We start from the raw sequence: 12692 nt of genomic DNA, 5'->3' as shown, positions 1-12692 counted from the left end.
GCCACCACCATGTCACGTATTGGAAAATTGCCGGTCCCAGTCCCCGCTGGCGTCGATATCACCATCGACGGCCAGGACGTTGCGGTCAAGGGCCCCAAGGGTGCCCTGAGCCTGACAGTCGCCGAGCCCATCAAGATCGCTCGCGCCGACGACGGCACCATCGCCGTCACCCGGCCGGACGACGAGCGTAAGAGCCGCTCGCTGCATGGCCTCTCGCGCACACTCGTTGCGAACCTCATCACCGGTGTCACCAACGGTTACACCACCAAGATGGAGATTCACGGCGTCGGTTACCGCGTCGTACTCAAGGGCAAGGACCTCGAGTTCGCACTCGGTTACAGCCATCCTGTGCTGATCGAAGCACCCGAGGGCATCACGTTCACGGTCGAGTCGCCCACGCGATTCACCGTTGTCGGCATCGACAAGCAGAAGGTCGGTCAGATCTCTGCCAACATTCGTCGTCTGCGGCGTCCGGACCCGTACAAGGGCAAGGGCATCCGCTACGAGGGTGAAGTGATCCGCCGCAAGGTCGGAAAGACGGGTAAGTGATATGAGCCAGCAAACAGCAGACAAGGCGAACGTCGTCAAGCGCACACCGCGCGGCACCGACGTCTCGACGAAGCGTCGCCTGTCGAAGGCACGTCGTCACTTCCGCCTTCGCAAGAAGATCTCCGGAACGCCCGAGCGTCCGCGCTTGGTCGTCAACCGGTCCTCGCGACACATCCACGTGCAGTTGATCGACGACCTCGCGGGCCACACGCTGGCCAGCGCGTCGAGCATCGAAGCCGATGTGCGCGCGCTCGAGGGCGACAAGAAGGCCGTCAGCGCGAAGGTCGGCGAGCTCATCGCCAGCCGTGCGAAGGCAGCCGGCGTCGAGGCAGTCGTGTTCGACCGCGGCGGCAACAACTACAGCGGCCGCATCGCGGCACTCGCAGACGCAGCCCGCGAAGGCGGGTTGACGTTCTGATGATGACAATGACTGACAACGGAAGGACAGCCTGATGCCGGGACGTCAACGGCGTGACGGCGGAAGCGGCCCCGCCGGACAGAACAGTGGCCCCAACGCAGGTGGCGACAACAACCAGCGCGGCGACAACCGCGGTGGTGGCGGTCGTGACCGTCGTGACAACGGCCGTGGCGGTAACGCTGCGGACAAGTCGAACTTCATCGAGAAGGTCGTCACGATCAACCGTGTCTCCAAGGTGGTCAAGGGTGGTCGACGCTTCAGCTTCACCGCCCTCGTCATCGTCGGTGACGGCAACGGACTGGTCGGCGTCGGCTACGGCAAGGCCAAGGAAGTTCCCGCGGCCATCCAGAAGGGTGTCGAGGAGGCTCGCAAGAGCTTCTTCCGCGTCCCGATGATCGCCGGCACCATCACGCACCCCATCCAGGGCGAGGCCGCTGCCGGCGTCGTCATGTTGCGTCCGGCCAGCGCCGGTACCGGCGTCATCGCCGGTGGCGCTGTGCGCGCAGTGTTGGAGTGCGCCGGTGTCCACGACGTGCTGTCGAAGTCGCTCGGTAGCGACAACGCCATCAACGTCGTGCACGCGACCGTCGCAGCCCTCAAGGGTCTGCAGCGTCCCGAGGAAGTTGCGGCTCGCCGCGGCCTGACCCTCGAAGAGGTTGCACCCGCCGGAATGCTGCGCGCACGCGCACAGGCAGGAGCGGTGAAGTAATGGCTCAGCTGAAGGTCACTCAGATCAAGAGCACCATCGGCCAGAAGGCGAACCAGCGTGACAGCCTGCGTACTCTCGGGCTCAAGGGCATCCGCCAGACGGTCGTCCGCGAGGACAACCCGCAGAACCGCGGACTGGTCAACACGGTGCGCCACCTCGTAACTGTTGAGGAGGTCTAACCATGACCATCAAACTGCACCACCTGCGCCCCGCAGCCGGATCCAAGTCGACGAAGATTCGCGTCGGCCGTGGTGAAGGTGGCAAGCGCGGCAAGACCGCAGGTCGCGGTACCAAGGGAACCGGCGCACGCAAGAACGTGCCGGCACGCTTCGAGGGTGGCCAGATGCCCCTCCACATGCGGCTCCCGAAGCTCAAGGGCTTCACCAACCGCAACCGTGTCGTGTTCCAGGTCGTGAACCTGCGCGACATCGAGCGTCTGTTCCCCGAAGGCGGCCAGATCGGTATCCCCGAGCTGATCGCCAAGGGGGCCGTTCGCAAGAACGAGCTCGTCAAGGTTCTCGGAGACGGAAACCTCACCGTGAAGGTCGACATCTCGGCCAACAAGTTCACGGGCTCCGCCAAGGAAAAGATCGCCGCTGCCGGCGGTTCTGCAACCGAGGTATGAGCATTGCTTCGATGTGCTGAGTAGCAGCGCGTCGAGCAGCAGTTCGTGACGATGGCCGCAGCCACAGCTCTCGCAGCTGAGCTGCGGCCATCGTTGCCTCGGCACCATGTGCCGCGGTCGACCGAACGGACAGGGTCCAACACTGACCGTCGGGCCGTTCGATACGCACTGTTAGAGTTCTAGAGTTCACAGAAGTTCGTTTCGATGCGGGCGATGAATGTCGTTCGCAGTCCATGCTCGTGAGGCTCACGGGAGCAGCAGTCGGCTCTCCGGGAAGCACTCGCGGCGTCAACGCAGTCGTGCCAGGAGGATCTTTGCTTTCCGCCTTCGTGTCGGCCCTCAGGACTCCTGACCTGAGACGGAAGATCCTCTTCACGCTCGGTCTGGTGGCCCTGTATCGCTTCGGTGCCACATTGCCGTCGCCGGGTGTCGATTACGCCAATGTCCGAGCATGCATCGACCAGGTCTCCGGTGGAGATTCGGCGGGCATCTATTCGTTGATCAACCTGTTCTCCGGTGGAGCGCTCCTTCAGCTCTCGGTGTTCGCGATCGGCATCATGCCGTACATCACCGCCAGCATCATCGTGCAGCTGCTCACCGTCGTCATCCCGAAGTTCGAGGAACTCCGCAAGGAGGGACAGTCGGGACAGGCCAAGATGACGCAGTACACGCGTTACCTGTCGATCGCACTGGCCATCCTGCAGGCGACCGGCCTGGTGGCCCTCGCTTCTCGCGGCCAGCTGCTCCAGGGATGCCAACAGGACATCATCGCCGATCAGTCCATCTTCGGACTCGTCATCATCGTGCTCGTCATGACTGCAGGCGCAGCCGTCGTCATGTGGTTCGGCGAGGTCATCACCGAACGCGGTGTCGGCAACGGAATGTCGCTGCTGATCTTCGCGGGAATTGCCTCGCGTATCCCGTCCGAGGGCAGCTCCATCCTCGAGAGCCGCGGCGGTCTGGTGTTCGGATTCGTCTGCTTCGCAGCGTTCCTCATCATCACCGGTGTGGTCTTCGTCGAGCAGGGGCAGCGCCGAATTCCCGTCCAGTACGCCAAGCGCATGGTCGGTCGGAAGATGTACGGCGGTTCCTCCACGTACCTCCCGCTCAAGGTCAACCAGGCGGGTGTCATCCCGGTGATCTTCGCGTCCTCGCTGCTCTACCTGCCGAATCTGATCGCGCAGCTGACCTCGGCGAGTACCGCAACCGATCCCAGTTGGTGGCAGCGCATCATCAACGAGTACCTGGTGAACCCTGCCAATCCGGTGTACATCGCGATCTTCTTCGGTCTCATCGTCTTCTTCACGTACTTCTACGTGGCGATCACGTTCAATCCCGAAGAGCGTGCCGACGAAATGAAGAAGTTCGGTGGGTTCATCCCCGGTATCCGCCCGGGCAAGCCGACCGCCGATTACCTGAATTACGTCCTCAGCCGCATCACTTTGCCCGGATCGATCTACCTGGGCACCATTGCCGTTCTTCCGAACCTGTTCCTCGACATCGGCAGTTCGGGCGGAGGCCAGAACCTCCCGTTCGGTGGTACGGCCGTGCTGATCATGGTCAGCGTCGGGCTGGACACCGTGAAGCAGATCGAAAGCCAGCTGATGCAGCGTAACTACGAAGGGTTCCTCAAGTGAGACTTGTTCTGCTCGGTCCCCCCGGTGCCGGCAAGGGCACCCAAGCGGTCCTCCTGTCCGAGAAGCTGGGCGTGCCCCACATCTCCACGGGAGATCTGTTTCGCGCGAACATCGGCGAGAAGACCCCGCTCGGCCTGGAAGCGAAGAAGTACCTCGATGCAGGCGATCTGGTTCCCAGTGAACTGACCGTCGACATGGTCCGCAGTCGTCTTGCCGAGCCCGATGCTGTCGACGGCTTTCTGCTCGACGGTTTCCCGCGCTCGGTCGGTCAGGCCGAGGCTCTCGTGGGGATCCTGTCGGATCTGAACGCCAAGCTCGACGCGGTGCTCTCGTTCGTCGTCGATGAGGACGTCGTCGTCGAACGCATGCTGGCACGCGGACGCGAGGACGACAAAGAAGATGTCATCCGCAATCGCCTCAAGGTGTACCGGGACGAGACGGCTCCTCTTCTCGACTACTACGCGGGACAGATCGTCACCGTCGACGCCATCGGTGAGGTGGACGAGGTCAACGCGCGTGCGCTGAAGTCCATCGAGGACCACGGCAAGTAATGGCATTCGGCCGTAAACGCAAGGTCGTGCCGTTCCGCAGCGCAGGCGAGCTCGACGCCATGGCTGCGGCCGGTGCAGTCGTGGGTGCTGCTCTGGTGGCCGTACGCGCCGCAGCGGTACCCGGGGTCTCGACTCTCGAACTCGACCGTGTGGCCGAGGCCGTCATTCGCGATGCAGGTGCTGTTCCGTCGTTTCTCGGATACCACGGGTTCACCGGCAGCATCTGCTCGTCGGTGAACGACCGTGTCGTACACGGCATTCCGTCGGCCGACGAGATTCTTGCCGCCGGCGATCTGGTGTCCATCGACTGTGGGGCCGTGCTCGACGGATGGCACGGAGACTCCGCATGGACGTTCGGTGTCGGAGACATCATCGAGGCCGATTCGATGCTCAGCGAGGCCACGAGACTGTCGATGGAAGCGGGCATCGCTGCGATGCTTCCCGGCAACCGCCTCACCGACGTCTCGCATGCAATCGAAACCGGAACTCACGCGGCGGAGCAGGCGCACGGCCGTAAGTACGGAATCGTCGACGGATACGGCGGCCACGGCATCGGGCGCGAAATGCACATGGATCCGTTCCTGGCGAACGAGGGTGCACCGGGCAAGGGCCCGGAGTTGGTCGTCGGATCGACGCTCGCAATCGAACCGATGCTGACTCTCGGCACGTACGAAACCGACATTCTCGACGACGGGTGGACTGTCGTCACCACCGACGGATCCCGATCGGCGCACTGGGAACACACCGTGGCCGTCACCGAGGACGGACCTCGAATTCTCACGCTACGTCCGTAGGAACGTCGGTTCAGTCAATCGCGCGAACCAGCGTTTGCGCTGCGACGCTGGTCAACCTGTGTGGCCAACGCTCATTTGGCCCCCCGGGGCTTTGCCGGTAACATTGACCGACGGTGCGCCCTGCGTACCGGATGTTCGCGTGCCTCGAGGGCTGCGAATTGTTCCGGCGATACGCCGTCCTGTTCACTCGGGTCGGTCAGTGGGCATCACGGTAACGGAAACAGATGCAATCAACCAGGTGTGAGAGCCAGGATCGCGGAGGATATGGCCAAGAAAGACGGTGCTATCGAGGTAGAGGGCCGAGTTGTCGAACCGCTGCCCAATGCGATGTTTCGCATTGAGCTCGAAAACGGCCACAAGGTACTCGCTCACATCAGCGGAAAGATGCGTCAGCACTACATTCGCATCCTTCCCGAGGATCGCGTCGTGGTAGAGCTTTCGCCCTACGACCTCACGCGTGGACGCATCGTTTACCGCTACAAGTAAGAGCTTCCCCGGCCACGTCCGGTCGGGGAGAACCATGCTCGGGGCCACTGCGCGCAGCGGGCCGAGCTACACACAGGAGATCAACGACGTGAAGGTTCAGCCGAGCGTCAAGAAGATCTGCGAAAAGTGCAAGGTGATTCGTCGTAACGGGCGCGTCATGGTGATCTGCGACAACCTGCGGCACAAGCAGCGTCAGGGATAACCACCGAGCATTTCGCACGTCGGCTTGGCAACAGCTAGAAGATGACCTCCCAGCACCAACCGCGACACACGCGTTGCGGCATACCCCCGGCACGGAGGCCGGGGCCCCACTGAGTTTGTTGAAAGACGCTTCACACCCCAGCGGTGAGAAGGACACAGGGGACGGACTGGGAGCAGACCTCCGGACAAGAAAAGGAAATGCCACATGGCACGTCTCGCAGGTGTGGATCTGCCGCGCGAAAAGCGCATGGAGATCGCACTGACTTACATCTACGGCGTCGGCCGTACCCGCTCCAAGGAAATCCTCACAGCGACGGGCGTCAGCCCCGACCTGCGAAGCAAGGATCTCGGCGACGACGATCTGCGCAAGCTCAGCGATTACATCAACGAGTCCCTCAAGGTCGAGGGCGACCTGCGCCGCGAGGTTCAGGCCGACATCCGTCGCAAGATCGAAATCGGCTGCTACCAGGGTCTTCGCCACCGTCGTGGTCTGCCCGTCCGTGGACAGCGCACCAAGACCAATGCGCGTACCCGTAAGGGACCCAAGCGCACCATTGCCGGCAAGAAGAAGGCGAAGTAATGCCCCCCAAAGCACGCGGTACCGGTCCGAAGAAGGCGCAGAAGACGCGTCGCAGGGACAAGAAGAACGTCCCGCACGGATCTGCGCACATCAAGAGCACGTTCAACAACACGATCGTGTCGATCACCGACCCCGCCGGAAACGTCATCTCGTGGGCGTCCTCGGGACACGTGGGCTTCAAGGGCTCGCGCAAGTCGACTCCGTTCGCCGCACAGCTCGCAGCAGAGAACGCTGCGCGCAAGGCACAGGAGCACGGCGTCAAGAAGGTCGACGTCTTCGTCAAGGGTCCCGGCTCCGGCCGTGAGACCGCGATCCGCTCGCTTCAGGCCGCTGGCCTCGAGGTCGGCACCATCTCCGATGTCACCCCTCAGCCGCACAACGGCTGCCGTCCGCCCAAGCGGCGTCGGGTCTAGCGGGAAGGAAAGGTTTAGAAAATGGCACGTTATACCGGTCCTATCACCCGCAAGTCGCGTCGTCTGCGCGTCGACCTCGTCGGAGGCGACCAGGCGTTCGAGCGTCGTCCCTACCCGCCCGGCCAGCACGGCCGTGCGCGGATCAAGGAGAGCGAGTACCTGCTCCAGCTGCAGGAGAAGCAGAAGGCTCGCTTCACCTACGGCGTCATGGAGAAGCAGTTCCGTCTGTACTACAAGGAAGCCAACAGGGCCGCCGGCAAGACCGGTGAGAACCTGCTGACCATCCTCGAGACTCGTCTCGACAACGTCGTCTACCGTGCGGGTCTCGCACGTACGCGTCGTCAGGCACGCCAGCTGGTCACCCATGGCCACTTCCTCGTGAACAACAAGCGAGTGGACATCCCCAGCTACCGCGTCTCGCAGTACGACATCATCGATGTCCGCGAGAAGTCCGCACAGACTCTGCCGATCCAGATCGCCCGCGAGAGCTACGGCGATCGTCCGGTCGCACCGTGGCTGCAGGTCGTTCCCAACCGTCTTCGCATCCTGGTTCACCGGGTGCCGGAGCGCGCACAGATCGACGTGCCGCTCCAGGAGCAGCTCATCGTCGAGTACTACTCGAAGTAAGGCGCAGCACGCATGTGAGTCTCCTCGCGAGGCTCACATGCGTCTTCGCCTCCACACGTGGGCGTCAAATAGCGGACGCCCGTACAGGAGGAACACACAATGCTCATTTCACAGCGCCCGACGCTGACCGAAGAGGTCATCGCCGACAACCGCTCGAAATTCGTCATCGAGCCGCTCGAGCCCGGCTTCGGTTACACACTCGGCAACTCGCTCCGCCGCACCCTGCTGTCGTCGATCCCCGGCGCTGCTGTCACCAGCATCCGTATCGACGGCGTCCTCCACGAATTCACCACCGTTCCCGGAGTCAAGGAAGATGTCACCGACATCATTCTGAACCTCAAGGGCCTCGTGGTGAGCTCCGAAGAAGACGAACCGGTCACCATGTACGTCCGCAAGCAGGGCCCCGGCGCTGTCACCGCAGGCGACATCGTTCCCCCGGCCGGCGTCACGGTGAACAACCCGGATCTGCACATCGCGACCCTGAACGACAAGGGCAAGTTGGAGATCGAGCTCGTTGTCGAGCGCGGTCGCGGCTACGTCCCCGCCGTTCAGAACAAGGCTTCGGGTGCCGAGATCGGCCGTATTCCGGTCGACTCGATCTACTCGCCCGTGCTCAAGGTCACCTACAAGGTGGAGGCCACCCGCGTCGAACAGCGCACCGACTTCGATCGGCTCGTGCTCGACGTGGAGACCAAGAATTCCATCACCGCGCGGGACGCGCTCGCTTCGGCGGGCAAGACCCTGGTTGAGCTCTTCGGCCTCGCCCGTGAGCTGAACGTCGAAGCAGAAGGCATCGAGATCGGACCCTCGCCCGCCGAGGCCGATCACATCGCTTCCTTCGGACTCCCCATCGAGGATCTGGACCTCACCGTCCGTTCCTACAACTGCCTCAAGCGCGAGGGTGTTCACACCGTCGGCGAGCTGGTTGGCCGTACCGAGTCCGATCTGCTCGACATCCGTAACTTCGGGCAGAAGTCCATCGACGAGGTGAAGGTCAAGCTGCATTCGCTCGGCCTCTCCCTCAAGGACAGCCCCGCGTCGTTCGATCCGAGCACCGTGCCTGGCTACGACGCCACCACGGGCACGTGGAGTGACACCGACGCCGGCTCCTTCAGCGACACCGAAGGTGCCGAGCAGGACTACGCCGAGACAGAACAGCTGTAATCAGCTCGCTGGAGCTCTTACTAGGAGATTCATCATGCCCAAGCCCACCAAGGGCCGCCGTCTCGGCGGGTCGGCGTCGCACCAGAAGGCCATCCTGGCCAACCTGGCGACGTCACTCTTCGAGCACGGCCGCATCACCACCACCGAGTCGAAGGCCAAGCGCCTTCGTCCCCACGCCGAGAAGCTCGTCACCCATGCCAAAAAGGGTGATCTGGCCCATCGTCGTGAGGTTCTCAAGACGATCAACAACAAAGATGTCGTGCACAAGCTGTTCGCCGAGATCGGGCCTTTCTTCGCCGATCGCGACGGTGGCTACACGCGCATCATCAAGACCGTCCCCCGCAAGGGTGACAACTCGCCGATGGCCATCATCGAGCTCGTCAACGAGCAGACGGTGTCCAACGAGGCCGATCGCGCACGTCGCGTGAAGGCATCGAAGGCTGCTCCCGCCGCTACCGAGGCTCCGGCCGAGGACGCAACCGATGAGAACGTTGTCGAGGCTGTCGAAGCCGACGCGACCGACTCCGAGGTGGCCAACGCCGACGCAGTCATCGACGGCATCGAGGACAACGACGCACACGCGTCGGACGCCCCCGAGGCCGAGGAAGCAAAGAAGGACTAGTCCTTTTGAGCTCCGAGCACGATCGAAGCGGGCCCGCCATTCCCTCAGGGGAAGGCGGGCCCGCTTTTTCGGTACCCACCAGATTTCGGCTCGACATCTCCTACGACGGCACGAACTTCTCCGGATGGGCGCGCCAACCGGGTATCCGCACCGTCTGCGGAGTGCTCGAAGAAGCCTTCTCCACTGTGCTGCGGCAACCGATAGAGCTGACCGTTGCCGGGCGAACCGACGCCGGAGTCCACGCAACGGGACAGGTGGCTCACTTCGATGCCGTCGATGTTTCCGGCGATCACGACAGACTGGTCCGGCGAATGGCGCGCTTTCTACCCACCGACGTTCGAGTGCGGGCGATCACGTCTGTCTCTCGTGATTTCGACGCACGTTTCTCGGCATATCGACGGCACTACGAGTACCGATTCGGCACTGCGCTCTACGGGGTCGATCCCCTCGACGTAGCCGGCGTCGTGTCCTGGCCGAGGCCCATCGATCTGGACGCAGTACGTGAGGCATCGGCGGCACTGATAGGACTGCACGACTTCGCGGCGTTCTGCAAGAGGCGCGACGGCGCCACCACGGTGCGCGAATTGCAACGCTTCGACTGGGAACGCGACGGCGATCGCCTTACCGCATATGTCAGCGCCGACGCATTCTGTTGGTCGATGGTGCGCAGCCTCGTCGGTGCCATGCAAGCCGTCGGCGAGGGTCGGCGAACTCCGGCATGGGCGCAGTCGCTGCTGGCGCGGCGCGAGCGGTCCAGCGAGGTGACGGTTGCTCCGGCACACGGATTGTCGCTGGTGCGGGTCGACTATCCGACGGACGACATGCTCGCCGCTCGGAATGCGGCCACCCGAGAAGTCCGGTCGGCGATCACCGGTGACGGATGCTGTGGGGGAGAGGGCTGATGGACCGCCGCCGGGGCTAGTGTCGGAACGATGCAGCCGATAAAGCTCGCGATCGTTGTCGGTAGTGTCCGTGCGGGTCGTATAGGACCCACCGTGGCGGCCTGGGTACGCGGCATCGCCGCCGCCCGAGACACCATCGAGGTGGTCGACGTGGACGTGGCCGACTTCGAGTTGCCCAACACCCTGGTCCCGAACGACGACACCGAACGCTTCACCCGCACGATCGGCGCGTGCGACGCCTTCGTGTTCGTGACGCCCGAGTACAACCACGGAGTACCCGGATCGCTGAAGACTGCGCTCGACACGGTGAAATACGAGTGGCGAGCCAAGCCGGTGGGCTTCGTGTCGTACGGAGGTCTCGGCGGCGGAGTCCGCGCCACCGAACAACTGCGACAGATCACCGCCGAACTGCACATGGTGTCCGTTCGAGATGCAGTGTCGCTGCACCGCGTGCGTAAGCGGTTCGACAACGAGGGCGGAATCGACGACGCGGCCGCGGTCGATGCCTTGGGTCGACTGCTCGACCAGGTCGAGTGGTGGGCCGATGCGGTCGCCGGCGCGCGGGAGCGGATCGACTACCCGGGCTGAGCCCGCTCAGGCACGCACAGCCGGTCGCAGACTTCGCGGGCGACCGATGAACGCCGTTTCCTGAGCAATGGTGACCAGTGTCAGCTCGACGTCGAGCTGACCCGAGCGCACCCGAATGCGATCGCCCGATGCGCGAGGTTGGACGATCGACAGAGTCGGCTCCTGCCGTGGCAGGAGCGGTTCTCGTTCGATGCGGTTGTTCCGCGGCACATGCTCGGTCAGAGATATCACGGTCACACCCGAAAGATTCTGCTGCTCAGGGGGTTCCGACCCGTCGGCGAAATCGAGCAAAAGCACGTCGTGCGACGAGCGGGCGCGCGCGGTGTTGCCGTCGACCGACAATCGATCGGGTGCACCTATCGCATCGAGGAGTGATCGCCACGCGTGCGGTCGATCGGTCCGAACGAGCACCCTTGCTCCGGTGGCGATGGCACGAAACAGCACTTGCTGAGCGAGGTAGAGCTCCCCGGCAATCCGAACCCGCGCAATCCCCGGACCGAACAACCGCGCAGCCACACCGTTTCCGCCGGCGTCGGATCCCAGAAGCTGGCCGCAGCCGGTCACCGGAAGGGCGAGTTCGTTCAGTGCCGAGACATCGAGGATTCTGGTGGGCGAGAGCGACTTCAGTCCAGCTACCGCCAGGGGTAGCTGGGCGAAGATGCCGTCGCGTTGACTTCCGCTCAACGAGGTCAATCCGCGGACACGGGGTTTCGCAATCGGCGTTCGAGTGGCGAATCTGCATGATCCGCGGACGCGGAGACTGCCGCTGCCACGGGCCGGTTCCAGATGCAACGACATCGTCGTGCCCAGCGACGGCGTCGCCCACAGGGTAGCGATGTCTTCGGAATCCATTGCACCGTAATCGATTCCGAATCCTGTGCTCGACACTCCGGGTAGAGGTGCCGTCGACCACGTCTGTGTCAGGTCATCGGTACTCACCCCGCGACACAGGTGCAGCAGAGCAGATCGGAGTTCTGCTCCCGTCAACAGTCGTGAGGACAGTCCTTCGGCCTGCAGCGCGCGCTGGACCCTCGTCGTTGCGACGACGGCGGTGCGGGCTGCTCCCGGTCTGCCTCCGCCTCTGGCTTCGATCGCGCGCGCATTCGCACGCAGGTCGAGTGTGACCGCGACCCATTCCGTCCGCAGCGCCACTGCGGGAAGCGGACCGATGAGTGCCTCGTAGACATCGGTGGCGACCGAGCCCGGCGCGCTGCGGAATCCGAGTGCGACAACGTCGATCGACGAGACACCGATGTCGTGTTGCTGCAGACACGACGCGAGTGCGTCGACCGGGAGCGCGTACTGCGTGTCTGCGTTCGCCCTACCGAGCACGGTGGTTGCGTGCTTCGGCGGGACGATTTCGAGTGCGCAGGTGACGGTGTCGCGCTGCCAGTGGACGCCGACGGAGCGGCCTGTCGCACCGGTGTCATCGGTGGTGGTGTGATCGGTGGTGACGCCCACTGCGGGAGAGCGGTTCGCGGCGAACCGCCAGATGACTCGGAGCCAGGCGAGGACCGGTCGGCGAAGAACCGTCACGAACGGAACGAGCGCCACCGCCGCCGCTGCCGTCAGTGCCCACAGTGGACGCACCTGGGCTGCGAGCAACGTCAGACTCGTCACCGACGCCGCGATTTCGGCCGCGATCACTCGCCGAACCGTAGGTGCCGCGAGAGGCACCGCCGATCGTCCACGTCCCATCGAACTCGCACGTGTCGCCGAACTTCCACGTGTCATCGAACCCTCCCCCCGAAGGTCGCATCACTCACCGAACGCCGCCCACGCAGTCGCCGAGGTGTGCGGACGAACTGTACTGTGTCGCGTGACCC

Annotated in this window: 18 protein-coding genes; 17 read left to right on the top strand and 1 reads right to left on the bottom strand. The window is 63.6% G+C overall.

Annotation, left to right across the window (positions count from 1 at the left end):
• Positions 1–9 precede the first annotated feature (9 nt).
• From rplF to CH275_RS22380, 17 genes are all read left to right on the top strand, one after another.
• Positions 10–549 (top strand): 50S ribosomal protein L6, encoded by a 540-nt coding sequence (rplF, locus tag CH275_RS22460; protein ID WP_032376650.1) that lies wholly within the window; start codon positions 10–12, stop codon positions 547–549.
• A gap of 1 nt (position 550) precedes the next feature.
• A complete protein-coding gene (rplR, locus tag CH275_RS22455) occupies positions 551–967 on the top strand; it encodes a 50S ribosomal protein L18 (protein WP_032365631.1) in 417 nt (138 codons plus the stop codon).
• Positions 968–1001: 34 nt separating this feature from the next.
• Positions 1002–1676: a 30S ribosomal protein S5 gene (gene rpsE, locus CH275_RS22450; RefSeq protein WP_032365630.1), complete on the top strand. Its 675-nt coding sequence runs from the start codon at positions 1002–1004 to the stop codon at positions 1674–1676.
• Positions 1676–1855 (top strand): 50S ribosomal protein L30, encoded by a 180-nt coding sequence (gene rpmD / locus CH275_RS22445; protein WP_008718256.1) that lies wholly within the window; start codon positions 1676–1678, stop codon positions 1853–1855. The genes rpsE and rpmD overlap by 1 nt, the downstream gene beginning before the upstream one ends.
• A gap of 2 nt (positions 1856–1857) precedes the next feature.
• Positions 1858–2301, top strand: coding sequence for a 50S ribosomal protein L15 (gene rplO / locus CH275_RS22440; RefSeq protein ID WP_027496326.1), 444 nt, complete (start codon positions 1858–1860; stop codon positions 2299–2301).
• A gap of 314 nt (positions 2302–2615) precedes the next feature.
• The gene (gene secY, locus CH275_RS22435) at positions 2616–3938 is read left to right on the top strand and encodes a preprotein translocase subunit SecY (RefSeq protein ID WP_094680577.1); all 1323 of its coding nucleotides are present in this window, start codon (positions 2616–2618) and stop codon (positions 3936–3938) included.
• Positions 3935–4489, top strand: a complete 555-nt coding sequence (locus tag CH275_RS22430) for an adenylate kinase (protein ID WP_094680454.1) — start codon at positions 3935–3937, stop codon at positions 4487–4489. The genes secY and CH275_RS22430 overlap by 4 nt, the downstream gene beginning before the upstream one ends.
• Entirely contained in the window at positions 4489–5283 is a 795-nt protein-coding gene (gene map, locus CH275_RS22425; RefSeq protein WP_094680453.1) for a type I methionyl aminopeptidase, read from the top strand. Before CH275_RS22430 ends, map begins: the two co-directional genes overlap by 1 nt.
• 264 nt (positions 5284–5547) lie before the next feature.
• Complete coding sequence (gene infA, locus CH275_RS22420; RefSeq protein WP_005140011.1) at positions 5548–5769, top strand: translation initiation factor IF-1; 222 nt, start codon at positions 5548–5550, stop codon at positions 5767–5769.
• An 88-nt stretch (positions 5770–5857) separates the two neighbouring features.
• A complete protein-coding gene (gene rpmJ, locus CH275_RS22415) occupies positions 5858–5971 on the top strand; it encodes a 50S ribosomal protein L36 (RefSeq protein WP_025347279.1) in 114 nt (37 codons plus the stop codon).
• Between the two features lie 204 nt (positions 5972–6175).
• On the top strand, positions 6176–6550 hold the full coding sequence (gene rpsM, locus CH275_RS22410; RefSeq protein WP_008718227.1) for a 30S ribosomal protein S13: 375 nt from the start codon (positions 6176–6178) through the stop codon (positions 6548–6550).
• Positions 6550–6963 carry a 30S ribosomal protein S11 gene (rpsK, locus tag CH275_RS22405; RefSeq protein ID WP_027496331.1) on the top strand — a complete coding sequence of 138 codons (414 nt, stop codon included), beginning with the start codon at positions 6550–6552 and terminating at the stop codon, positions 6961–6963. The genes rpsM and rpsK overlap by 1 nt, the downstream gene beginning before the upstream one ends.
• A gap of 21 nt (positions 6964–6984) precedes the next feature.
• Positions 6985–7590 (top strand): 30S ribosomal protein S4, encoded by a 606-nt coding sequence (gene rpsD / locus CH275_RS22400; RefSeq protein ID WP_008718223.1) that lies wholly within the window; start codon positions 6985–6987, stop codon positions 7588–7590.
• Between the two features lie 99 nt (positions 7591–7689).
• Complete coding sequence (locus tag CH275_RS22395) at positions 7690–8754, top strand: DNA-directed RNA polymerase subunit alpha (RefSeq protein ID WP_008718222.1); 1065 nt, start codon at positions 7690–7692, stop codon at positions 8752–8754.
• A 34-nt stretch (positions 8755–8788) separates the two neighbouring features.
• Positions 8789–9376, top strand: a complete 588-nt coding sequence (gene rplQ / locus CH275_RS22390; protein WP_094680452.1) for a 50S ribosomal protein L17 — start codon at positions 8789–8791, stop codon at positions 9374–9376.
• Positions 9377–9381: 5 nt separating this feature from the next.
• A complete protein-coding gene (gene truA, locus CH275_RS22385; RefSeq protein ID WP_094680451.1) occupies positions 9382–10278 on the top strand; it encodes a tRNA pseudouridine(38-40) synthase TruA in 897 nt (298 codons plus the stop codon).
• A 30-nt stretch (positions 10279–10308) separates the two neighbouring features.
• Positions 10309–10866 carry an NADPH-dependent FMN reductase gene (locus CH275_RS22380; protein WP_094680450.1) on the top strand — a complete coding sequence of 186 codons (558 nt, stop codon included), beginning with the start codon at positions 10309–10311 and terminating at the stop codon, positions 10864–10866.
• A 6-nt stretch (positions 10867–10872) separates the two neighbouring features.
• Here the strand turns inward: CH275_RS22380 and eccE are convergent, their stop codons facing one another.
• The gene (gene eccE, locus CH275_RS22375) at positions 10873–12513 is read right to left on the bottom strand and encodes a type VII secretion protein EccE (protein WP_256991175.1); all 1641 of its coding nucleotides are present in this window, start codon (positions 12511–12513) and stop codon (positions 10873–10875) included.
• Positions 12514–12692 lie beyond the last annotated feature (179 nt).

This window comes from Rhodococcus sp. 06-235-1A (assembly GCF_002258785.1).
Lineage (GTDB): Bacteria > Actinomycetota > Actinomycetes > Mycobacteriales > Mycobacteriaceae > Rhodococcoides.
The sequence above is the reverse complement of the archived record's forward strand: the minus strand, read 5'-3'. Positions and strand labels throughout refer to the sequence as shown.

Excerpts from the sequence above, each read along its gene's own strand:
- rplF (WP_032376650.1), top strand. The coding sequence starts at position 10 with ATGTCACGTATTGGAAAATTGCCGGTCCCAGTCCCCGCTGGCGTCGAT.
- rplR (WP_032365631.1), top strand. The coding sequence starts at position 551 with ATGAGCCAGCAAACAGCAGACAAGGCGAACGTCGTCAAGCGCACACCG.
- rpsE (WP_032365630.1), top strand. The coding sequence starts at position 1,002 with ATGCCGGGACGTCAACGGCGTGACGGCGGAAGCGGCCCCGCCGGACAG.
- rpmD (WP_008718256.1), top strand. The coding sequence starts at position 1,676 with ATGGCTCAGCTGAAGGTCACTCAGATCAAGAGCACCATCGGCCAGAAG.
- rplO (WP_027496326.1), top strand. The coding sequence starts at position 1,858 with ATGACCATCAAACTGCACCACCTGCGCCCCGCAGCCGGATCCAAGTCG.
- map (WP_094680453.1), top strand. The coding sequence starts at position 4,489 with ATGGCATTCGGCCGTAAACGCAAGGTCGTGCCGTTCCGCAGCGCAGGC.
- infA (WP_005140011.1), top strand. The coding sequence starts at position 5,548 with ATGGCCAAGAAAGACGGTGCTATCGAGGTAGAGGGCCGAGTTGTCGAA.
- rpsM (WP_008718227.1), top strand. The coding sequence starts at position 6,176 with ATGGCACGTCTCGCAGGTGTGGATCTGCCGCGCGAAAAGCGCATGGAG.
- rpsK (WP_027496331.1), top strand. The coding sequence starts at position 6,550 with ATGCCCCCCAAAGCACGCGGTACCGGTCCGAAGAAGGCGCAGAAGACG.
- rpsD (WP_008718223.1), top strand. The coding sequence starts at position 6,985 with ATGGCACGTTATACCGGTCCTATCACCCGCAAGTCGCGTCGTCTGCGC.
- CH275_RS22395 (WP_008718222.1), top strand. The coding sequence starts at position 7,690 with ATGCTCATTTCACAGCGCCCGACGCTGACCGAAGAGGTCATCGCCGAC.
- rplQ (WP_094680452.1), top strand. The coding sequence starts at position 8,789 with ATGCCCAAGCCCACCAAGGGCCGCCGTCTCGGCGGGTCGGCGTCGCAC.
- CH275_RS22380 (WP_094680450.1), top strand. The coding sequence starts at position 10,309 with ATGCAGCCGATAAAGCTCGCGATCGTTGTCGGTAGTGTCCGTGCGGGT.